Genomic DNA, 21,321 nt, shown 5'->3' with positions numbered 1-21,321 from the left:
CGGAAAGGAGCGTTCATGCAGCCCGGCGCGCGGCACAAGCTCGAGAACCTGCTGCAGTCGGCGTTGCTGCTGGCCGCGATGGGTGCGCTGTCCTGGTTCAGCATCGAGGCCATCGCCGGCCCCGAAACGGCGCTGTGGGCGATGCTGGGCGTCATGGGCGGGCTGGCCTTGGCGCCGGGCGCGCCCATGCGATTGTTGCTGCGCGCCTACGGCGCCCGCCCGCTGACCCGGCGCGAGGCGCCCGATCTGGCGGCGCTGGTCGAAGAGCTTGCCCGCCGCGCCGAGCTGCCTTCGGCGCCGAAGCTGTTCCGCATTCCCAGCGCCCTTCCCAATGCCTTCGCCATGGGGCGGCCCGAGGACAGCGTGGTGTGCGTGACGGACGGCCTGCTGCGTCTTCTGACCCCGCGCGAGCTGGCCGCGGTTCTGGCGCATGAGGTCAGCCACGTGGCCCATCGCGATCTGTGGATCATGGGCCTGGCCGATTCGATGAGCCGCGCGGTGGCGCTGGTCGCGCAGCTTGGGCAGATCATGATCCTGCTCAACCTGCCGCTGCTGCTGACCGGCGCGGCCACGATCCCCTGGCGCGCGCCGCTGGTGATGATCTTCGCCCCCGTCGCGGTGTCGCTGCTGCAGCTGGCGCTGTCGCGCACGCGCGAATTCGACGCCGATCTGGGCGCCGCGCGGCTGACGGGCGATCCGCTGGCGCTGGCCTCGGCGCTCGAGAAGCTCGAGCGCGGGGTGGGCCGCATGTGGGAGGACATGTTCCTTGGCGGGCGCCGCGTGCCCGAGCCCTCGCTCTTGCGCACGCATCCGCCGACCGAGGAGCGCATCGCGCGCCTGCGCGAGGTCGCCCGGGAGATGCGCGCCTCGGCGCTGGATCTGCCGGCCGGCCTCGTCCCGCCGCCCCTTGCGCCGCCGCCCCCGCCGCCGCGCCGGCGCTGGACGGGTCTTTACTACTGAGCGCGCCCGCCTTCGCGCGGCAACGCCAGGTAGTTGAAGGCAAGGAACGGATAGCGGCGCATCGCGACGAAGGCCGACGCGTCGATCGCCTCGCGCCCATGGGCGTGGTGGAACACGGGCTTGACGTCGTAGCCCAGCTCCTGCGTCAGAAGCGCGTGCAGCGTCACGTATTTCTCGCCGGGCACGTCGGCGTCGTCATGGGGGCCGGCCTCGAACAGAACCACCGGCCGGTTCCGGGTCAGCAGCCGGCGCGCGCCGCGCACCGCTTCCAGCTCGAAGCCCTCGACGTCGATCTTGATGAAGTCGATCCGCATGTCGGGCGGCACGACATCGTCCAGCCGCACGCGCGGCACGCGGATGCGCCGCTCGCGCCCCACGCTTGCGCGGCTGCCAAGCGAGCTGAAGCCTGGCTTGGTGAGGTTCTCGAAGAATTCCGCCTCGCCCGGCTCGTCCGAAACCGCCTCGGCCCGCACCTCGACATGCGGAAGGCGGCGGCGCAGCCAGGCGCTCTTGGTCGGGCTGGCCTCGAAGGCGATCACGCGGCCCTCGGGCGCGCGCCGCGCCAGCTCGCGCGTGATCGAGCCGATATGCGCGCCGACGTCGATGCAGTTCGAGTCGCGGCGCACGAAATCGTCGAGGCACCGGGTCATGAGCCGCTTTTCGCTCACCAACAGCCCCAGCTCGGGATGGGCGGCCAGCCTCGGCAGTTCCGCCAGCGCGCGCAGCCGTTCCAGAAGCGGGGCGGCGGCGGACGTCGCCAGCCAGTGTCGCGCCTTCAAGGGGATCACATTCGCCTCCTGCTCGTGGGCGGACCAGTGTGCGCCCTGATTGCGCCCAAGGCCAGCGCCGGTTTGGCATGATTCCTTAACTTCGCCGCGTTTGACTGAGCGCACACGGAACGATCGGTGAACGTCATGGCGCGCGAAGATTCTCCGCCTGCGCAACGGCAGGCCCCCTTGGTCGACGAGTATCGGCGGCTCTCCACGACGACGCTGCGCGACCGCGACGAAAAAGCGGTCGACGACGCCCTTGCGCCCGTCGAAGGCGCCCCCGATGAGCGGCTCGAGACGATTCAGCTTCTGCACCCCGAGGAGCCGGAGCCGGCGGCGCCGCGCTTCCGCCCCGAAGATGGCGGTCCGGCGACGCTCGACGCGCCCTCGACGCCGCAGCCGGCGCCGGCGCAGGAGCCTGTCGAGGCCTTCGTCCAGGCCGAACCGGCGGCGGCGCCCGCCGCCGAGGCGGCCGATCCCGGCGCGTCCGCGCGTCCGCGGCCCCCTCGCGAGTCCGGCCCGCGGCCCGACGCCCCCGATCGGCCTGACGATCCGCCGCCGCTCGACGCCCCGGCGGCGGCCGAGGCGCCGCGCGCCGCCGCGTCCCATGTTCCGCCCCCGGACGCGCCGTCGCCGCCCACCGGCCCGGATGCGCCGAGCGAGCCCGTGACGCCCGAGACCCCGGACGAGCCCGACGATCCAGAGCCGCCGCAGGATCCCGAGCCGCCCGAGCAGGTTGTCGCGCCGCTGCCGGATCTGGCCGCCGCGCCCGCGCTTGACGACCTTCCGCCGCTGCCGGATTTCGCCTTCGCGCCCTTGTCCTTCGCGTTCGAGGCGCCCGCGCCGGCCGATCCGGGCGAGCCCGCTTCGGTCGTCGCCCCGCCCGCCTATGCCCGGATCTCGCTCGCCGCGCCCGGCGGCGGGGTCGAGGCGCCGGCCGACGCGCCCGCCTGGACCGCACCCGCGCCGCTCGACATTCCGGCCGCGATCACGGGCGATTTCCCCGGCGCCGCGCGCCTGAGCGCCGATCTCGAGGCGCCGCAGCCCCCGTCTGCGCCCGCCGCGCCCGCCGAGCCCGATCTTCTGGAGGCGCCGGCCGCGCCCGAGCTTGCGCCCCTGCGCCCGACGCTGCAGGCGACCGGCGGCCTCGTCGTCTACGACGCGTCGGGAGAAGTTCTGAATCCTCCCGAGGAAACCGAGCCCTGGCGCTATCTCGACCCCTTCGGTTCGGAGGCCGTAAGACTGTCTCCCGAGCTGGTCAACGGCGCGGCGCGGATCAACTCGCTGACGCTCGAGAACGACTCGCCCGTCAGCGTCACCTTCATCGGCGAGTGCGCCGGTTACCGCAACACGCTCGGCTGGTACAAGATCGAGCCCGACGGAACGATCGGCGAGGTCAAGATCATCTGGGCCAACGCCTCGGGAGCGAGCGAGAGCGAGGTTCTGGCCGCCTGGCGCGAGGCCGGCGCGACGGATGAAGAGCTGAGCGCCATCGCCAGCGCGTATGGGAGCAACAGCGAGGGGGGCGCCCTGATCCCCGGGCAGTCGACGGTCGCGCTCGAAGGGCTTCAGGCCGGCGATTCGTTCGGCTTCTTCCTCATTCCTGACGGGTATCGGGACAGCAACCTGCGCGCGGCGCTGACCAACGACGCCCATTTCGAGTTCCGCGCCCCCGACGGCGGCCCCGCCGTCATCGAGCCCGGCATGACCGCCGCGCCGAAGCTGCACTACGCCTATGCTGACCCGGCCGGGTCGGTGCGCAGCGGCGTCGTTTCGCAGGACATCCACCACACCGCCGCCTATGGCGACACGCTCGGCCTGAACGGCTCGGGCCAGCAGCAGGTCATCGCCGGCGTCGTCGGCGACGATCCGGGCGGCCTGGCCGACTGGGGCGTCGAACCGGGACAGCTCCTCATCGGGTTCGAAGACATCTCGCGCCCGCGCGGCGACGACGATTTCAACGACCTCGTCTTCCGTCTCGACGTCGAGCCCGCCTTCATCGAGAAGCTCGAAATCCAGACCGCCATGCCCGACGTCACCATCGGGCACGGCGACCCCACCGCCCTCATCGACGCGGCCTCGGTGACTTTCGAGGGCCTCGAAGGCGCGGCCTTCGCCTTTCCGGGCTGGGACGGCGAAAGCGCCGAGGGCGAGATATCGGCCGACGGCCAAACGCTGCGCTACCATGTCGAGGAGGACCCCGCCTCCGGGACCGCGCGCCTGCGCCTCGAGGCGCCCGAGGGCGCGCCGGCCGCGGCGTTCGAGGCGGTGCTGGACAACATTTCGTTCGTCAGCCGCGATCCGAACGATCAACGCCTGCCCGAGGGCGAGATCGCGATGACGATTCAGGTCGAATCGGGCGCCGCGGTCAGCGACATTGTCAGAACCGCGGTGCGCGTGGCCCATGATCCGGATCGGCCGCCGGTGGCCCCGTCGGCCGAGGTGATCGCGACCGGACCCACCAACGACGAGATCGCGGCCGCGAACGCGCAGCTTCTGGCCGATTGGCAGGCGCAGGTTGCGGCGGTCGAGGCCGCCAACGCCGAGATGACCGCGGCCTATCAAGAGGCGCTCGGGCGCTACGAGGCCGCCCTCGAGGCATATGCCGCCCTGGTCGAGGCGCAGGCGGCGGCCGCCGACGCCGTGGCCGAGGCGCAGGCCCTTGTCGCGCGAGTCGAGGCTTCGGCCGACGCCGTCGACGCGGCGGCGCAGGCCGCCCGCGCCGCGACGGACGAGGCCGAGGCGGCGCGCGAGCAGCTCGCCTCCATCGCCCAGGCGCGCGAGGAAGCGGCGCAGCTTGCCGAAGACGCGCAAGGAGCGCTTGCCGACGCGACCGCGGCGGCGCAGGAAGCGGCGTCGGCCATCAACGCTCTGGCCGAACGGGTCGCGGCGACCCGGGCCGAAGCGGCCGCCGCCGTGCAGGTCTATGACGAGGCCCGCCTGAAGGTCGAATCGATCGAGGGCCGCCTGGACCAGGCCCACGACGCCGCGGTCCAGGCGCACGCCGTCGCCGACGCGGCGCGAGAGGCGGTGATCCGGCTGACCGAGCAGGCGCGCGCGTCCTTTGCGTCGCTCGAGACGGCCAACGCGGCGCGCGACGCGGCCGGCCAGGCTGCGGCCGACGCGCACCAGGCGCTGAGCGAGCGGCTCGAGGCCGCCGAGGCGGCGCGGGACGCGGCGCAGCAGGCCGCGCAGCGGGTCGAGGATGTGCGCGCCGAAGCCGAGGCGGCGCATGAGGCTTGGCTCGAGGCGCCGGACGACCCCGCCCTGGCCCTGGCCGTTCGCTCGGCCATCGCCGCCCATGCCGAAGCCCTCGAAGCCGCCGAAGCCGCCGCCGAGGTCTATCGACAGAGCCTAGATCAGGTCGCTGATGCGCGCGCCGAATATGAAAGGGCGGCGCAAGGGCTTGCGCAGGCCGACCAGGCGGTTGCCGAGGCCGAGGCGGTTCACGCGCAGGATGAGGAGCTCTTGTCGCAAGCCTCCGCCGAATTCGGCCAGGCGCTGGACGCCGCCGCCTTGGCCGATGACGCGCAGGCGCAGATCCAGTCCGAGCTCGACGAAGCGATCGCCGAGGCCGACGGCGCTCTGCAGACCGCGCAGGAACTGGCGGCTCAGCTCGATTCCGGCGCCGGAGCGCTTGAAGCGGCGCGCGCCATCTACACCGACGCGCTTGCGCCGCAGGTCGAGGCCGCCCAATCCGCCTTCGACGCCGCCGTCGATGAGCTGGCCCGGATCGACGCCGAGGCCGGGGACATGCTTGCGAGTCTGGAGGAGAAGCTTGAGGCGGCCGCCGAGGCCTCGGATGCATACGCCGATGCAGCCGCCGCGCATGCGATGATCCTTGACGAGGCGCAGTCCGCTCTCTCGGCCGCCGATCAGGCGATCGACGATCTGGCGCCCCTGCAGGAGGCGTGGGAGCAAGCGCTTGACGGCTATGAGGAGGCGCTGAGCGCCCATGATCTGGGCCAGGTCGAAGACGGCGCGGATTCCCTTGCTCAGTCGCTTGAGGCAACCGCGGATTCGGCGGACGGGCTCGAGGCGACGCTGTCCGCGGCCGATAACGAGTTGTTCGCCTTCGCGGCCGATGATGCTTCCGACGCTCAGGTCGATTCCGGGCCCATCGACATGGGATCAGACCCGGTCGAAGGCCTCGAGGCCTGGGTTTCGCCCGACGATCCCCAGGATCATGGCTCGTCGTCGGGGCTGATCTGAATACTGGCCGCCGCCAGCCATTGCCGAGGAGCGCAGGCGATGACCGTCGCTATTCCGAAGAGCGAAGTTCCGGGACTGGGTTCTCCGGGGGTCCTCCTCGCTTCGGCGGCGGCAAATCTGCTGTCGATGGCGATGCCGCTCGCCATCATGCAGATCTACGATCGCATCATACCCAACCGGGCGGTGGAGACTTTCGCGGCGCTGATGATCGGCGCGGGCGCGGCCGTTCTGCTCGAGGCGGCCCTGACCCGCGCGCGCGATTGCGCGCTGACCTGGCGCGCGGCCCGTTTCGAGCATGCGGCGTCGGTCGGACTGGCTCGGCGCCTCCTCAAGGCTGACCCCAAGGCGTTGGCCGGCATCGCGCCCGGCGTTCACACCGAACGTTTTTCCTCCGTCGCCAGGATTCGCGACGCCGAGTCGGGGCGCGCCCTCATCGCGTTGGCCGACGCGCCCTTCGTCGGATTGTTCCTGGCCATGGTCTATCTGATCGGCGGGGCCGTCGTGCTTGCGCCGGCGGCGGTCGTCGCCATAGCCATCGTGGGCGCCCTGATGGCGAACTTGCGCCTTGCGGCCAGGATGGACGCCGCCGATCGCCTGAGCCAGATGCAGGCCAATTTCGCGTCCGAGACGCTGGGCCGGTTCGCCGCCGTCAAGGCGCAGTCGCTCGAGGCGCCCATGCGGCGCCGGTATGAACGGCTGATGCGCGTTCGCGCGGCGCTCGAGCGTGCGGTAGATTCGACCGTCAACAGATCGGCGGCGTTTTCCAGCGCCCTTGCCCCGGCCGCCATGGTGTCCGTGGCCGCCGCCGGAAGCGTGATGGTCATGGATGGGCGTCTGACCATCGGCGAACTGGCCGCCTGCATGCTTCTGTCCAACCGCGCGTTGCCGCCCGTGCAAAGGATCGTTGCGCAGTGGAGCGCGCTGGTTCGCGCGCGGGTCAGCCGCGAGGCCGTTCGGGAAGGCCTGTCATTGCCGCCGGCCGGCCTCCCGCGCCCCATTGCGCCGACGGCTTTCCAGGGCGGGCTGCTGCTGCAACGCGTGGCGCTCGAGAACTGCAATTCGCCCGAACCCGTCCTCGACGGGATCGACCTCCGAATCGAACCGGGCGAGCGGATCGCCATTCAAGGAGAAAGCGGCGCAGGCAAGACGCTGCTTCTGCAAGTCATGTGCGGCTACCTTGCGCCGGATCGCGGCCGCGTGCTTCTGGACGGGCGCACCGACATGCGGCGCGTCGATGAGGAATGGCTTCGCGCCAGGATCGCCTATGTCCCCGAGCGGGCGGCGCTCTTTTCAGGCACCCTTGCGCAGAACCTGACCATGTTCGACGCCTGCGCCATGCCTGACGAGACGCGCGCCGAGCTTTGGCGGCGGATCGAGGCGGTTTCGGCCGAGCTCGGCCTGCTCGATCTGGCCGGACGACTGCCCAACGGTTTCCATACGCGGCTCGGGCCGGGGTCCGGGCATTCCCTCCCGCAGGGCTTCATTCAGAGGATCGCCATCGCGCGGGCGTTCTTGCGACAGCCCAGGGCGATCCTGTTCGACGCCGCGAACGCAAGCCTCGACGCGCATGGAGATGTGTTGGTGCGCGAAGCCCTGGCCCGCTTCGAAGGAACGCTCGTGATCGTGTCGCAGCGGCCAAGCCTGGTCCGCATCTGCGACCGTCGTTTCCGCCTGAGCAAGGGAAAGCTGATCGAGGAGGCGGACTGCCATGAACTTGCGCGTTGACCGATCGGCGCAGGCGAAGTCCGTCGAAGCGGACGTTCTGGGCTCGGATCTGCGCATCGCCACAAGCGAAGCCGTCCGCCAGGCGCTGACCAGGATCGGCGCCGTCGGCGGGCTCGCGCCGTGCATCGGGCCTTTGCTCGAGGCGCTCGAATGGAACGGCGATCCGCGTCATGTGGTCGAGGCCGCGCCCTATCTCGAACCCGAGCTGGGCGTCGAGGATCTCAGGACCATGATGGCCGCCCTGGGCTTTCACATGCGGCTCGAGGCGCCGCGCGGCGCGTCGCGACGCGTCGCCTCGGCTCTGGCCGTTCCCGCTCTTCTGATCCCCGCCTCCGGCCCGCCTCTCGTGATCCTCGACGCGGATGAAGAAGGCGCGGCGGTCTTCAACGCGGCGTCCGGCCGAACCGCGCGCATTCCGGCGCGTCTGCCGAGGGGCGAGATCTGGACGTTCGAGCGCCTCGAGGCGGAAGCCGACGAGGGCAGGCCGGCCGAAAGCGGCTCATGGATGGCGCGCGCCGCGGCGCACGCGGCGCCGATCTATGTGCGCGCGATGGCCATGACCGGAGTCGGGTTCGTCTTCGCCTTGGCGCCCGCGCTCTTCATCATGACGCTCTATGATCGGATCATTCCCGCGCACGGGCGCGACATGTTGCCCGCATTGGCCGCTGGGGCGTTGGGGGCCGTCGCGGGCGACGCCCTGCTGAGGGCGCTTCGGGGCAGGTTGATGGCCGACCAGGGCCAACGGCTGTTCCATGGGATCGGGACGGAACTGTTCGCCAGGCTGGTCCAGGCGCCGCCCGACATCGGCGCGCGCATGTCGGTCGCCGCACGTCTGCAAAAGCTTCGTCTGGCTTCGACGCTCAAGGACGCGCTGACCGGCCCGGGCGTCAACGCGTTGCTCGAGGCGCCGTTCGCCGCGGCCCTCGTCGTCGCGCTATCGTTCCTGGCCGGATCCATGGCGATTCCGGTGATATGCGCCGCGCTGCTTTATGGAGGGCTGATCGCGGCGTTCTCCGGTGCGGGCGCCGCTCGCGCCGCCGAGGCCGCGCGCCAGGCCTTCGCGCGGCAAGAGTTCATTCACGAGATGGTCGACAACCTGAATGCGATCCGCCTTTCGGGGGGCGGCGACGTATGGATCGAACGATTCAGAAGGCTGTCGAACGACGCTGCGCTGGCCGGTTTCGCCGCGCGGCGCGCCAATGCGACGGCCGCGGCGGCGGGAAAGGCGGTCATGGCCATGGCCGGAATCGGCGCGATCACGGCGGGGGCGGTCCATGTCATGGATGGCGCGATGACGGCCGGCGTGCTGATCGCGGCCATGACGCTTGTGTGGCGCGCGCTGTCGTCGATGCAGGCCCTCTACCAGTTCGCCCTGAATGCGCGGCAGATCGCATCGTCCTGGCGCAGCGTGGATCAGGCCATGCTTACGCCGCTCGAAAGCGCCGGGGCCGAAATGATGAACGCCTTGCCGCCCGTTCGCCTCGGCCGGATCGAGCTGAACCGCGTGTCGTTCCGTCATTCTCCGCGCGCCGAACCGGCGCTGCTGGGCGTTTCGCTCGACATCGCGCCGGGCGAGATCGTCGCGGTGACCGGTCCGAACGGCGCGGGCAAGTCGACGTTCCTGCGGGTGATTCTGGGTCTGGACCAACCTCAGGCCGGCGGCGTGTTCATCGACGGGATGGACATCCGGCAGCTGCCGCCGATCGGACTTCGGCAGTCGATCGGCTATGCGCCGCAGTCCTTCGAGTTGTTCCATGGAACGCTGCTGCAGAATCTGCGGCTGTCCATGCCGACGGCCGGGATGGACGAGATCATCCGCGCAGCCCGGGCGTCCGGTCTCGACAAGCTGGTGTCGCAGCTTCCCGGCGGGTTCGAGCATCGCGTCGGAGACCATCGCACGCAGCGCCTGTCGTCCGGCTTCGTCAACGCCTTCGCCCTGGCGGCCGCATACCTGCGCAAGCCGCGCATCCTGCTGCTGGACGAGGTCGTCGACGGGCTCGACGACCATTGCAGCGCGCGTTTTCTGGAGCATCTGGAGCGGCTTCGCGGGCGCGTGACGGTCGTGATGGTCACGCAACGGCCATCGACGATGCGGCGCGCGGATCGGATCGTGATGCTCGATGGCGGCGCCGTCGCGCGCGTGCTCAAGCCGTCGGAGCTGTGACGTAGGGGGATCGCCATGCACCATTCAACCGTCGGACTTGGCCATGCGCCCCGTGCAGGCGTGAAGGCGCATCGCGGCGCCCAGCGCAAGCTCGAGCTTGAAGAGCGCCGCTCTCCGGGGGCGTTGGGGCGCGTGGCGTTGCTGCTGAGCGCCGCCATCGTCGCGTTCCTGATCTGGGCGGCCTACGCCCGGATGCCCGAGTTGGCGCGCGCCGAAGGCGAGGTCGCGCCGCTCGAGCCGATCCACCGGGTCCAGCACCTCGAAGGGGGCGTGCTTGCGGATCTGCGCGTGAAGGAAGGGCAGCGGGTGCGCAAGGGCGATGTGCTTGCGGTGATGGACGCCGACGCGGCGCGCGCCGAAATGGCCCAGCTCGAGGCGCGGCTGCTGTCGCTCGACCTTGCGCTCGAGCGGATCGCCGCGCATCTCGAGGGGCGCGCGCCGGATTTCAAAGGCATTGCGCAAAGGCATCCCGAAGGGGCCGACGCGGCCGCCGCTCAGCTCGCCCTCTTCGAGGGTGAGCGCGAGGCGCTGGCAAGGCGCCTTGCCATTCTGGACGAACAGGCGGCTGCCGGGCGCAGTCAGCTCGAGGCCGTGGCGCGCCAGCAGGCGGCGGTCGCCGTTCGTCTGGGCCTTCTGGACGAGGAACTGGCCATGCGCGAAGAGCTGTTGCAGATGGGGCACGGCAGCCGCGCGCAGATCATCGAGGCCAGCGTTCGGCGAAATGTCGCGCAAAGCGAGGGGCACAGGCTTGAGGGCGAGCGCGAGCGCTTGTCGGGCGCGCTCGAGGAAACCGAGCGCCGGCGGGCCGAGTTGCTGGCCGCCGAGCGGGCCGCCTGGCTCGACCGCCGGGTTCAGACGCTGCGCGAGCGCGCCGAGGTGCGCGCCGCGCTCGACCTTGCGCGCAGCCGCGTCGAACAGGCCGTGATCCGCGCCCCGTCCGATGGCGTGGTCAGGGCCGTGTCGGTCCAGACGGTCGGCGGCGTCCTGGCCCCGGGGGCGGAGCTGGCGCAGATCGCCCCGCCGCCCGAGGGCCTGCGCATCGTGGCCCGCATCGCGCCGCGCGACATCGGGGCGGTGAAGGTCGGAGAGGAGGCCCTGATCCGTCTTCCCGCCTTCGACTACGCCAAGCCGGCCAAGATCGAGGGGCGCGTGACGCAGATCCTGCCGCAGCCCTTCGAGGATCCGCGCAAGGGGACCTACTTCAAGGCGTTCGTCGAGGTTCCGAACTGGGGCGCGCTGACCGATCTGGGGCTGGAGCCGGCGCCGGGCATGGCGGCGGGGGTCGACATCGTGACCGGCAGCAAGCCGCTGCTCGAATACCTGTTCAAGCCCCTGCGATATCTGCCCGACAGGCTCTTTTCGGAACGGTGACGGTGCGCGCCCGATTGCGCGCCGCCGCCCCGGCGGGTAGGGAGGGCGGGATCCGAACGCAAGGAGCCCGCAATGAGCGAACGCAAGCGCGCCCTCATCACCGGAGTCACGGGCCAGGACGGCGCGTATCTGGCCGAGCTGCTCTTGGAAAAGGGCTACGAGGTGCACGGCGTCAAGCGCCGCGCCTCGTCCTTCAACACGCAACGGATCGACCATCTGTATCAGGACCCGCATGAGCCCGACCTGCGCTTTCGTCTGCACTACGGCGACATGACCGATGCGACGAACCTGATCCGCATCGTGCAGGAGGTGCGTCCGCACGAGATCTACAATCTGGCCGCGCAGTCGCATGTGCAGGTCAGCTTCGACACGCCCGAATACACCGCCAACGCCGACGCGCTGGGCGCGCTTCGGCTGCTCGAGGCGATCAGGATCCTGGGGCTCGAGCGCGAGACGCGGTTCTATCAGGCGTCGACTTCCGAGCTTTATGGTCAGGTTGCGCAAACGCCCCAGTCCGAGAGCACGCCCTTCCACCCCCGCAGCCCCTACGCCGCGGCCAAGCTCTACGCCTACTGGATCACGGTCAATTACCGCGAGGCCTACGGCCTGCATGCCTCGAACGGCATTCTCTTCAACCATGAAAGCCCGATCCGCGGCGAGACCTTCGTCACGCGCAAGATCACCCGCGCGGCGGCGGCGATCAGCCTGGGGCTGCAGCAGAAGCTGTGGCTCGGCAATCTGGACGCCCGGCGCGACTGGGGCCATGCGCGCGATTATGTCGAGGGCATGTGGCGCATGCTGCAGCAGGACGCGCCCGACGACTACGTTCTGGCGACCGGCCAGACGCACACGGTCCGCAGCTTTTGCGAGAAGGCGTTCGCCCAGGTCGGCATCCAGCTGTCCTGGCGCGGCTCCGGGGTCGAGGAGAAAGGCGTCGATCAGCACGGCGCGGTGCGGGTCGAGGTCGATCCGCGCTATTTCCGGCCGACCGAGGTGGATCTTCTGATCGGCGACGCCTCGAAGGCGCGCAGCGTTCTGGGCTGGGCGCCTCGCCGCACGCTGGACGAGCTGATCGCCGAGATGGTCGCTCATGACCTGCGCGTCGTGCGCGATGAGGCCGCGCGGCGCAACCGCGAGGGCTGAGAGGGATCAGGCGCCGGCGGCCTCGCGCAAGAGCCGTTCCATGCGCGCGCTCATCAGGCGCGAGTCGAACCGCGCGGCGACCTCGCGCGCGGCTTCCCCCATCTTGCGGCGCAAGGCTTCGTCGCGCGCCAGGGTCAGCATGGCCTCGGCCTGCGCGGCCACGTCGCCGGGCGCGAACAGAAAGCCGTTGCGGCCGTGCTCGAGCTGATCGGGAATGCCGCCCAGCCGCGAGGCGACCAGCGGCAGCCCGGCGGCTCCCGCCTCGGTCAGGCTGACCCCGAAACCCTCGATGCTTCCGCCCGCCGGGGTCGAGTGCTGCACGAAGACATGCGCGCCGGCCAACAGGCGCGCCACCTCTTCCGCGCTGCGGCGGCCGGTCAGGCGCACCGCGGCGCGGGCGGGGCTGGCGGCCAGCGCGGCCTCGAGCCGGGCGCGCAGCGGCCCGTCGCCGACGCAGATCCATTCGCTGTCTGGCGCGGCGGCGTGCACGATCTCGAAGGCGCGCAGGGTTTCCATGACGCCCTTTTCCGCCGACAGCCTTCCGACCGAAATGAACCGCGCGCCTTGACCGGGGGCGCGCAGCGGCGCCGGCGCGGCCGAGAACAGCGCCACCGGCGCGCCGCAGGGGATGACCGCGCAGGGGGGCGGCGCGACCCCGGCTTCCCTGGCCATCGCGTGCAGAAGGTCGACCTGAAAGCGCCCCACGGCGACGGCCCGCGCGCACTGGCGCAGGGCCTGCCCGACGGCGCGCCGATAGGCCTTGCGGCGGGCCAGCGCCGAGACGTCGCGGCCATGGACCATGAGGACCAAGGGCGGCGCCTCCGGCCAGTCGCGCAACGCGGCGGCAAGCGGTATGGCGTTCCATGCGAAGTGGCAAAGGATGACGCGCGGCCGGACCTGGGCGATGGCGTCGCGGATGGCGCGGGCCGCGTCGCGCGTGGGCGCAAGCGCGCGTGGGTCGCCCAGCCGCCCCGCCGCCCGGCGCAGCAGGCTGCGCGGCGGGGCGAAGGGCGCGTCGATCAGCCGGGCGGGGATGTCCTGCCCCCAGACCGGCGCCGCGTTCCGCCGCCATGCGATCAGGGTCGCGGCAAGACCCGGCATCTCTCGGATCTGGCGCGCGATCCAGATTTCGGAAGGAATGCCGATCTCGGTCGTCACGACCGCGGCGGGCAGGGGGGCGGCGCCGGCGCGCGCGCTCATCCCTCAGCTCCCGGGGCCGCGGCCGAGCGCGCGCCGCACCGTCTTCCGGGCGACCATCGCGGCCAGCAGCGGCGGGTTCCGCGGGTCCTGCCGCAGCCAGCGCCAGTGGCGATCCCAGGCGCCCTTGCGCAAGGTGTTCCAGCCATATTTCGCGTTCAGCTCCAGCGCCTTGGCGACGCGCAGCTCGAGCATCGCGCAGGCCTCGTCCAGGGGCAGATCGCCCAGCGGCCGCCCGGCCCTGCGCAGGGCCTCGATATGGCGGCGCGTGGCGCTGGCGATGGCGCGATAGTTGACCGGAGTCACGCTGCCCGGCGAGTATTCGCCCGTGACGCCGCCGATGCGGGTCGAGAAGGCGTAAAGCGCCTCGTGCAGCACGCCAAAGCGCACGCCGGCGGCCAACGCGCCCAGATACCCGAAGAAGTCGGCGCCGTGGCGTTCGTCGGCGGGATAGGTCATGCGGCCGGACGCGGCCAGGGCGCGACGGTAGATCGGCTTGAGCAGGCCATAGTCGAGGGGCGCGTCCGGGTCCACGGAGCGTTCGAGAAAGCGGCGGGGGGTGAGCAGCTCGAGCGCGCCGTCGGCCGGCAGCTGCCGCGGCGCGGGCTTGCCGGCCTTCAGGTCGTGGAAAAGCGGCAGGTCGGACAGCGCGTCGAACCCGTGCGCCTCGGCCATGCCGATCAGCCGCGCCAGGCGGCCGGGCAGAAAGGCGTCGTCGGCGTCCAGCAGCGCGATCCAGCGGCCGCGCGCGGCCGCGGCCCCGGCGTTGCGCGCCGGGGCGCAGCCAAGGTTGCGCGCGTGGCGCAGAACCCGCACCCGGGGGTCGCCGGCGGCCAGCGCCTGGGCGACGTCATGCGTCTCGTCGCTCGAGGCGTCGTCGATGATGATGAGCTCGACCGCGACGCCCTCTTGCGAAAGGGCCGAGCGCGCGGCGCGCTCGAGAAAGGGCGCGACATTGTAGGCGGGCAGGATGACGCTCGTGTCCGGGGCGTCGGTCTGGTCTGCCGGGTCGTCGGCGGCATCGGGCACGGCGCCCTCCTGATCATTGCGCGCGAAATCCTGCGCGACCAGTTGTCCACAAGGCGGCGAGCGGATCAACCCGGGCTTCGACCGCGCAGGCGGGCCAGCGCCCGCGCGGCGCGCCGGGCCAGCTGCCGCGCCGCGACCAGCGCCAGAAGCGGGGGGTTGCGCCAATCCTGCCGCAGCCAGCGCCAATGCCGCCTCCATGCGCCCTTGCGCAGGGTGGTCCAGCCGTAGCGGGCGTTGAGCTCGGCGCATTTGCGCAGGCGCTGGCGCAGCAGGGCCTCGGCCTCGGGCGCGGGCAGGCCGGGGATGTCGGCGCCCCTGGCGCGGATCTCGTCGATGATCCGCCGGGTCGAGGCGGCGACGCTGCGATAGTTCACATCCGTGACCGATCCGGGCGAGAACGCGCCGCTCAGCCCGCCGATCCGCGTTGAGAAGACATAGCCCCGCTCGTGCAGCACGCCCATGCGCGCGCCCGCGCAAAGGGCGTTCCACACGGCCAGGAAGTCTTCGCCATGGCGCGTGTTCTCGGCGAAGCGGAATGTTCCCTCGCGCGCCAGGCGCGCGCGCGTCAGCGGCTGCAGCAGCCCGTAGTCGATCGGCGCGTCGGGGCGCACGGACGCCTCGAGAAAGGCGCGCGCGTCCACATGCTCGAGCCGGCCGTCGGCGGGAATCTGCGTTGGGGCGGGCCTGTCGGCCGCCAGGTCGTAGAGCAGCGGCAGGTCGGCGATCATGTCCAGCCCGGCCTCGTCGCCCACCGCGGTCAGGCGCGCAAGGCGGCCCGGGGCGAAGGCGTCGTCCGCGTCCAGAAGCGCGATCCATTCGCCGCGGGCCGCCGCCATGCCCCGGTTGCGGCTGGCGCCGGGGCCAAGGTTGGCCTCGTTGCGCAAAAGGCGCACGCGCGAATCGCGGCGGGCCAGGGCGCCGGCGATCTCGGCCGTCTCATCGCCCGAGGCGTCGTCGATCACGATCACCTCGACGCTTGCGCCCTGGTCTTCGAGCGCCGAGCGCACCGCCCGCTCTAGGTATCGCGCGGCGTTGTAGGCCGGCACGATGACCGAAACGCGCGGCGTGCGGGGGGGCGCGGCGCTCATGCGCGGCTTTCGGCGCCTGCGGGCGCGCCGTAGCGGCGGCGGTAATAGGCCTTGTAGGCGGGCTCGAAGGCATAGCGCGCCCAATCGCGCAGCGGCCTTGACGAGCGCAGCCGCATGGCGGTCAGCGCGGCGCGCGGCGCCATGGCCGCCCGCCCGAGGGCGCCGGCCTCGGCCAGGTCCACGCGCAGGCTGCAGCGCAGGATCTCGGCCCGGCAGGCGGCTTCGACCTCATCCTTGCCCGGATAATCGAGGTCGGCGAAGCGCTCGAGGATGTGACGGCAGTTCCGCGCGCGCCAGCGGTCGAGGCGCAGGGGCGTTCCATACAGAAGCTCGCGCGGATCCTTGTCCTGACCCTTCCAAGACATGCCTCCGGCGCTGCAGCGCACAAGCTCCTCACCGATGTGAACCACCTGCCCAAGCAGCGCCGCGCGAAAGGGAAGAATGGTGTCCTCGACGGCAAGTCCCGGACCAAGCGGACCGAACCGCTCATAGACCGCGCGATCCCAGGCGGCCGTCGCACCATGCAGGCGCAGGTGTTCGACGATGATGTTGCGCGGCGTTGGATCGGAGACGAGAAGCGGGTCCGGGCGCCGCGTCGCAAAGGGGCGTCCGTCGGGGCCCACGATGGCTGCGAGCGAATGCAAAAGCATGGCTTTTCCGTCGGAGGCGCGCCAGGCGTCGATCAGGGTCTGGGCGCGATGGGGGACCGATTCGTCATCGCCCGCCGCGATGATGACGAGCCGGCCTTCGGTCAGCTCCATCACGCGGTCGACATGTCCGGTGACGCCCAGATTCTTCGGGTTGCGGTTCAGCTTCACGCGGTGGGGGCCGCGATATTCCTCGGCCATTCGGCGCATCACCTCGAAGGTGCCGTCGGGCGACGCGTCGTCCGAGAGAAGAATCTCGAGAGGCTCTTGGGTCTTTTGCGCCAGCGCCGCCGCGACGGCGCGGCCCACGGTTCTTTCCTGTCGAAACGCGATCAGGGCGAAGGTGGCCAGGGTCATCTGTCGTCTCCTTGTCTCGCCACGGGCCAGCCAATGCGTTGGAAGATTCGGTGCAGCTTGGCGCCAAGCCTTCCGTTCGGGCCGATGCGCCTTGCGATGGTGCGCGCGCCCGCGACCGCGGCGACGGCGGCGGCGGCCAGGCCCGCCGCAGCTCCGGCGAGCGGGTCGAGTCGGGCGGCCAGCAGCACCGACGCCCCGAGCGCGAGGTTCATCGCCAGCAGACGGACGGCGTCGCGTTCCCAGCGGAAATCGTGCAGCCGCCCGACTAGCCGGCGCATCAGGGCGAGATGAACGCAATAGGCGGCGACAAAGGCCACTCCCGCTCCGTTCAGACCCATGATCGGGGTTGCCAGCGCCACGAACCCCACGAAAACGGCGTTGAACGCCAGCTGGCTGGCGAAGAACAGTCCCGAGCGCGCATGCGCCACGATCACGTAGCCCAGCGGCCATGCGCTAAGCTTGAGGACGTTGCCAAGCGTTTGCCATTGAAGCAGCTCGACCGCCGGCCCGAAGCGCGCCGAGTAAAGGGCCGTCACCACCCATGGCGCAAGCCCGATCAGGGCCGCCATGGCCGGCCCGACCAGGCTCAGCGCAATGGCCGTCTGCTCGTTGACGAGGCGCGCGGCGGCGGGGCGGTCGTTTATGATCGCGGCGAGGCGGGGATAGTAGTCCGCCCCCATGGCCGACAGCAGAAATCCCACATACTGCATCGTGATCGCCCACGACGCCTGGAAATGGCCCGCAGCGTCCACGCCGAAGTCGCGCGTCAGCGATGCGCGCACGGCCAGCAGCGCAAGCCCTGAAAGCAGGCCTCCGCTCATGAACACCACCCCAAGCCCCAGCATCTGCCGCCAATGATCGAGCGTCTGGGCGGCGTCGAACGGCGCTGGCTCGGGGCGGGGCAGGCGTCGCGTGTGGCGAAGCGCCGCCAGGACCGAGGCGACCGGCGCGGCCAGGGGCAGAATGATGATGGCCGGCTCGCCCCACAGCCACACCGCCAAAAGCCCCGCCGCCGTTCCCACCGCGCCGCCCTCGATCGCAATGCGCGCCAGCTCGGGGATGCGCCGCATGCCCTGCAGCAGGGCCGTTTGCGAAGCCGCCAGAAGGCTTGCGAAAACGCCCACGCCCAACAGGCCCACCTCGAATGCGCGCGTTTCATCGCCAAAGACCAGGCTGGAGATGGGGCGCCGCAAGAGCCAGACGGCCGCCATTCCGGCCGCGCCCTGGACCAGATTCGCCAGAAGGAGGGTCCGGCGCACTTGCGCCAGCGTGCCGGCGTCGGCGCGGGCGGCGGCGATCTGGCGCACGCCGCTTTGTCCGACGCCAAGTCCCGCCAGTTGCGCGCCGGTCTGCAGGATGTTTCCGTATATGCCCAGAATCCCCACGCCGGCTGGGCCGAGCAGGACCGCCACGACCTTCACCCTCAGGATTCCCATGAGGATGGTGATCGACTGGGCGCCGCCGATCATGGCCATGGATTTGAGCAGTCCGCCGGCCGACATCGCGTCTCAGCCCCGCGCCGGGCCGGAGGCGGCCGGCCCTTGGTTCAAGGGGCGCGCGAAGACGCCGAGGTGATCGCCAAGGGGCATCTCAGATTCCGATCAGGCGGGCCGCCCGACGCCCGGCGGAGCGCAGGCCCTGGCGCAGCCGATGCGCTCGAAGAATGGCCTGCGCCCGCGGCGAGGGGCGCTCTGGCAGTCCATAGCGTTCCAGCATGGGATGCGGCGCGATGCAGCTCGTCACCACCTCGGCCTGCGCCTGCGTCAGGTCGCGCCGCCACCCCTCGGGGTCGGCCTTGGCGATGGGGCGCGCGATTTCTTCGCGGGTATAGTAGATGTCGTTGCCCAGCGCGGACTGGAACTCGCCGGCCGGCGTTTCCTCGGGGCGGATCATCAAGTCGTCCCAGGGAAGGCCGAGAAAGTCGCACATGCGGCGGGCGGTGGCTTCGGGCTCGGCGACCAGGTCCTCATAATGAAGCGTCAGAACGCGCTCGGGCATGGCGTCGGCGGCGGCGAAGCCCGCGGCCCAGTAGCGCGCGATGCTTTCTCCGGCTCCGACCAGCGAGGGCGCGAAGCTGGGAGGCCGCTTGCCCTGGGCGAGGCTCTTGCGCAGCACGCGCATCATCGAGGCCGCGACGGCGCGCGGGTCGCGCAGCACGAAAATGAACCGCGCCTCGGGGAACATTTCCCCCAGAGACATGAACTCCAGAACGTTCGCCGGCGTCTTTTCCGAGAAGACGCCCGCGCCCGCCCGCGCGGCGCGGGCGTCGAAGATCGCGCGCAGCATGCCGGCCACCGCCGCGTTCACCGTGGCCTCGTCGGCATGGGGCGCGATCCGCCCCGAGCGCACCGACTCGATCATCCGGCGTCGAAGGGCCGCGATCTCGGGGGTGAAATCGAATTCCGGCCCGCCATAGATCATCGGATGCGCGTTCAGAACGCGCTGCGTCAGCGTGGTCCCGGATCTGGGCGCGCCGCCCACGAAGACCAGAAGGGGTGCGGCCGGTCGGTCGGCGTCGCTCATCGCGCTGCTCCCAGGACTGCGAGGGCTTCGAGAACCTCTTGCGCGACGCGCTCGGCGCTTTCGGTCGGCAGATGCGGCCCGATCGGCAGGCTCAGCACGCTTTGCGCCAGATCGCGCGCGATGGGGAAGGCGTCGGGCGCATGGCCAAGATCGCGATATGCGCCCTGCATGTGCGGCGCGATCGGGTAGTGGATGAGCGTCTGCACGCCACGTTGCGTCAGCCTCTGCTGAAGCGCATCGCGCAGACCGTTCGGGACCGTGATCACGAAAAGGTGCCAAACGGCTTCGGCCGGATCGGGCACATGCGGCAGACCCAGGCCGGATCCGCTCAATGCGCGCAGATAGAGGTCGGCGATGCGGCGCCGGCGGTCGTTCCATTCGTCCAGAGCCTGAAGCTTGACGCGCAGGACCGCCGCCTGGACCGGATCCAGCCTGCTGTTGGCGCCGCGTTCCTCATGGACGTATTTCGCCGGCGATCCATAGTTCCCCAGCCTGCGGATGCGCTCGGCAAGCTCGGCGTCGTCGGTCGTCACGGCGCCGCCGTCGCCAAGCGCGCCAAGGTTCTTGCCGGGATAGAAGCTCCAGCATGCGGCATCCGTCCCCGCGCCGATGCGCCGTCCCGCCCAGCGGGCGCCATGGGCCTGGGCGGCGTCCTCTATCACGCGCAGGCCGTGGCGGCGCGCAACGGCGGCAATCGCTTCGACATCTGCGGGAACCCCATACAGGTGCACCGGAATCACCGCCTTCGAGCGCGGCGTCACGGCGGCCTCGATGCGGCCGGGATCGATGTTCCGCGTGAGGGGGTCCGGCTCGACGGGGACAGGAGTCGCGCCTGCGGCGCTGACGGCCAGCCAGGTGGCGATGAAGGTGTGCGAGGGCACGATCACCTCGTCGCCCGGGCCGATATCCATCGCGCGCAGCGTCAGGGTCAGCGCATCGAGGCCATTGCCCGTTCCGACGCAGAAACGCGCCTGCGCATGAGCGGCGAACTCGGATTCGAACGCTTCAAGCTCCGCCCCGCCGACATACCAGCCGGATGCGGCCACGCGGGCCATTGCGGCGTCGATTTCTGGCCCGAGCTCGCGATGCGCCGCGCCGACGTCCAGAAAGGGGATCATTTGTCGGCGCCCGCGTTCCATGCCCGACCGCCCGGCCGATCGCGCCCGATTTCGCGCGCCGCTTGCCGAAACGCGTCGTAATCCCGGTAGTAGTCGCTTTCGTCGTAGGGTTCCGAAGCCAGGACCATGCACACGGCCCCTTGGGAAAATCGGTCCATCTCGCGCCAGACCAGCCGGTTGATGTAAAGCCCCTTGCGCGGATTGCTGAGCCAGAAGTCGGCGGTCTGCTCGCCGTCGTCCACGCGCATGCGGAAGCTGCCCGACAGCGCAAAGACGACCTGCTCGAGCCGCTTGTGGGCATGACCGCCGCGCGCCGCGTCCGCGGGCACGTTGTAAAGATAATAGACCCGTGCGATGGGGAACGGAACGTGCTTCGTTCCCTCGATGAACGTAAGATCGCCGCGCGGGTCCGAGACCACCGGCAGATCGATGAGGCGGCAATCCTTCATGGTCCGGCGTCCTCTGAACGGCCTGATCGAAATCACCCCTGCCGAACAGGCCGTCGGGCCATGCGGCGGGCGTCAAATGGAGTTCGGCGACATGCATATCCATCCCTTGGCCGATGTGCAAACGCGGCGCATCGGTCCGGACACGCGCATCTGGCAATTCACCGTGGTGTTGCCGGGAGCCCGCATCGGCGCGCGCTGCAACATCTGCGCTCAGGTCTTCATCGAGAACGACGTCGAGATCGGCGACGACGTGACGATCAAGAACGGCGTCCAGCTGTGGGACGGGCTGCGCATCGGCGACGGCGTGTTCATCGGCCCGAACGCGACCTTCACCAACGACCTTTTCCCGCGCAGCGGTCGCCGGGAGGGCCCGTTTCGGAGCACGCGCATCGAGGCGGGGGCCTCCATCGGCGCCAACGCGACCATCCTGGCCGGCGTGACGATCGGCCGAGACGCGATGGTGGCCGCGGGCGCGGTGGTCACCCGCGACGTTCCGCCGGCCACGGTCGTCGCCGGCGCTCCGGCGCGTCCGCTGCGTCCGGTGCGGCCCGAAGAAAGACGCTGACGC

At 70.8% G+C, this 21,321-nt stretch carries 16 protein-coding genes; 7 read left to right on the top strand and 9 right to left on the bottom strand.

Annotated features, from left to right (window positions below; genetic code table 11):
- Nucleotides 1–15 precede the first annotated feature (15 nt).
- Entirely contained in the window at nt 16–960 is a 945-nt protein-coding gene (locus LY05_RS09700; RefSeq protein ID WP_148923032.1) for a zinc metalloprotease HtpX, read from the top strand.
- Here the strand turns inward: LY05_RS09700 and LY05_RS09695 are convergent.
- Nucleotides 954–1,748, bottom strand: a complete 795-nt coding sequence (locus LY05_RS09695; protein WP_148923031.1) for an FkbM family methyltransferase — start codon at nt 1,746–1,748, stop codon at nt 954–956. The genes LY05_RS09700 and LY05_RS09695 overlap by 7 nt on opposite strands.
- 117 nt (nt 1,749–1,865) lie before the next feature.
- Here LY05_RS09695 and LY05_RS09690 point away from each other — a divergent pair, with 117 nt between their 5' ends.
- The 5 genes from LY05_RS09690 to gmd all read left to right on the top strand — a co-directional run bounded on the left by LY05_RS09690 (nt 1,866) and on the right by gmd (nt 12,345).
- Nucleotides 1,866–5,942 (top strand): DUF4114 domain-containing protein, encoded by a 4,077-nt coding sequence (locus LY05_RS09690; protein ID WP_170258955.1) that lies wholly within the window; start codon nt 1,866–1,868, stop codon nt 5,940–5,942.
- A 39-nt stretch (nt 5,943–5,981) separates the two neighbouring features.
- The gene (locus tag LY05_RS09685; protein ID WP_148923029.1) at nt 5,982–7,667 is read left to right on the top strand and encodes an ATP-binding cassette domain-containing protein; all 1,686 of its coding nucleotides are present in this window, start codon (nt 5,982–5,984) and stop codon (nt 7,665–7,667) included.
- A gap of 229 nt (nt 7,668–7,896) precedes the next feature.
- Nucleotides 7,897–9,831, top strand: coding sequence for a peptidase domain-containing ABC transporter (locus LY05_RS09680; RefSeq protein WP_170258953.1), 1,935 nt, complete (start codon nt 7,897–7,899; stop codon nt 9,829–9,831).
- Between the two features lie 15 nt (nt 9,832–9,846).
- A complete protein-coding gene (locus LY05_RS09675) occupies nt 9,847–11,202 on the top strand; it encodes an HlyD family type I secretion periplasmic adaptor subunit (RefSeq protein ID WP_148923027.1) in 1,356 nt (451 codons plus the stop codon).
- 72 nt (nt 11,203–11,274) lie between these two features.
- Nucleotides 11,275–12,345 (top strand): GDP-mannose 4,6-dehydratase, encoded by a 1,071-nt coding sequence (gmd, locus tag LY05_RS09670; RefSeq protein ID WP_148923026.1) that lies wholly within the window; start codon nt 11,275–11,277, stop codon nt 12,343–12,345.
- A 6-nt stretch (nt 12,346–12,351) separates the two neighbouring features.
- Here gmd and LY05_RS09665 read toward each other — a convergent pair whose 3' ends face one another.
- The 8 genes from LY05_RS09665 to LY05_RS09630 all read right to left on the bottom strand — a co-directional run bounded on the left by LY05_RS09665 (nt 12,352) and on the right by LY05_RS09630 (nt 20,753).
- Nucleotides 12,352–13,545 (bottom strand): glycosyltransferase, encoded by a 1,194-nt coding sequence (locus LY05_RS09665; protein ID WP_148923025.1) that lies wholly within the window; start codon nt 13,543–13,545, stop codon nt 12,352–12,354.
- A gap of 3 nt (nt 13,546–13,548) precedes the next feature.
- Nucleotides 13,549–14,571 (bottom strand): glycosyltransferase family 2 protein, encoded by a 1,023-nt coding sequence (locus LY05_RS15160; RefSeq protein ID WP_170258951.1) that lies wholly within the window; start codon nt 14,569–14,571, stop codon nt 13,549–13,551.
- Between the two features lie 65 nt (nt 14,572–14,636).
- Nucleotides 14,637–15,659 carry a glycosyltransferase family 2 protein gene (locus tag LY05_RS09655; protein WP_148923024.1) on the bottom strand — a complete coding sequence of 341 codons (1,023 nt, stop codon included), beginning with the start codon at nt 15,657–15,659 and terminating at the stop codon, nt 14,637–14,639.
- Complete coding sequence (locus LY05_RS09650) at nt 15,656–16,663, bottom strand: glycosyltransferase (RefSeq protein ID WP_148923023.1); 1,008 nt, start codon at nt 16,661–16,663, stop codon at nt 15,656–15,658. Before LY05_RS09650 ends, LY05_RS09655 begins: the two co-directional genes overlap by 4 nt.
- Complete coding sequence (locus LY05_RS09645) at nt 16,660–18,165, bottom strand: O-antigen translocase (RefSeq protein ID WP_148923022.1); 1,506 nt, start codon at nt 18,163–18,165, stop codon at nt 16,660–16,662. Before LY05_RS09645 ends, LY05_RS09650 begins: the two co-directional genes overlap by 4 nt.
- An 88-nt stretch (nt 18,166–18,253) precedes the next feature.
- Nucleotides 18,254–19,186 (bottom strand): sulfotransferase family protein, encoded by a 933-nt coding sequence (locus LY05_RS09640; RefSeq protein WP_148923021.1) that lies wholly within the window; start codon nt 19,184–19,186, stop codon nt 18,254–18,256.
- On the bottom strand, nt 19,183–20,304 hold the full coding sequence (locus LY05_RS09635; protein WP_282957562.1) for a DegT/DnrJ/EryC1/StrS family aminotransferase: 1,122 nt from the start codon (nt 20,302–20,304) through the stop codon (nt 19,183–19,185). Before LY05_RS09635 ends, LY05_RS09640 begins: the two co-directional genes overlap by 4 nt.
- Entirely contained in the window at nt 20,301–20,753 is a 453-nt protein-coding gene (locus tag LY05_RS09630; RefSeq protein ID WP_148923019.1) for a sugar 3,4-ketoisomerase, read from the bottom strand. The genes LY05_RS09635 and LY05_RS09630 overlap by 4 nt, the downstream gene beginning before the upstream one ends.
- Before the next feature lie 76 nt (nt 20,754–20,829).
- Between LY05_RS09630 and LY05_RS15550 the strand changes: the two genes are divergently transcribed.
- A complete protein-coding gene (locus LY05_RS15550; RefSeq protein WP_211356317.1) occupies nt 20,830–21,318 on the top strand; it encodes an acyltransferase in 489 nt (162 codons plus the stop codon).
- The last annotated feature ends 3 nt before the right edge of the window (nt 21,319–21,321 follow it).

Source organism: Oceanicella actignis (assembly GCF_008124525.1).
GTDB lineage: Bacteria > Pseudomonadota > Alphaproteobacteria > Rhodobacterales > Rhodobacteraceae > Oceanicella > Oceanicella actignis.
The sequence above is the reverse complement of the archived record's forward strand: the minus strand, read 5'-3'. Positions and strand labels throughout refer to the sequence as shown.

Coding starts and splice junctions, on each gene's coding strand:
- LY05_RS09700 (WP_148923032.1), top strand. CDS start 16: ATGCAGCCCGGCGCGCGGCACAAGCTCGAGAACCTGCTGCAGTCGGCG.
- LY05_RS09685 (WP_148923029.1), top strand. CDS start 5,982: ATGACCGTCGCTATTCCGAAGAGCGAAGTTCCGGGACTGGGTTCTCCG.
- LY05_RS09680 (WP_170258953.1), top strand. CDS start 7,897: ATGATGGCCGCCCTGGGCTTTCACATGCGGCTCGAGGCGCCGCGCGGC.
- LY05_RS09675 (WP_148923027.1), top strand. CDS start 9,847: ATGCACCATTCAACCGTCGGACTTGGCCATGCGCCCCGTGCAGGCGTG.
- gmd (WP_148923026.1), top strand. CDS start 11,275: ATGAGCGAACGCAAGCGCGCCCTCATCACCGGAGTCACGGGCCAGGAC.
- LY05_RS09665 (WP_148923025.1), bottom strand. CDS start 13,545: ATGAGCGCGCGCGCCGGCGCCGCCCCCCTGCCCGCCGCGGTCGTGACG.
- LY05_RS09655 (WP_148923024.1), bottom strand. CDS start 15,659: ATGAGCGCCGCGCCCCCCCGCACGCCGCGCGTTTCGGTCATCGTGCCG.
- LY05_RS09650 (WP_148923023.1), bottom strand. CDS start 16,663: ATGACCCTGGCCACCTTCGCCCTGATCGCGTTTCGACAGGAAAGAACC.
- LY05_RS09645 (WP_148923022.1), bottom strand. CDS start 18,165: ATGTCGGCCGGCGGACTGCTCAAATCCATGGCCATGATCGGCGGCGCC.
- LY05_RS09640 (WP_148923021.1), bottom strand. CDS start 19,186: ATGAGCGACGCCGACCGACCGGCCGCACCCCTTCTGGTCTTCGTGGGC.
- LY05_RS09635 (WP_282957562.1), bottom strand. CDS start 20,304: ATGATCCCCTTTCTGGACGTCGGCGCGGCGCATCGCGAGCTCGGGCCA.
- LY05_RS09630 (WP_148923019.1), bottom strand. CDS start 20,753: ATGAAGGATTGCCGCCTCATCGATCTGCCGGTGGTCTCGGACCCGCGC.
- LY05_RS15550 (WP_211356317.1), top strand. CDS start 20,830: ATGGAGTTCGGCGACATGCATATCCATCCCTTGGCCGATGTGCAAACG.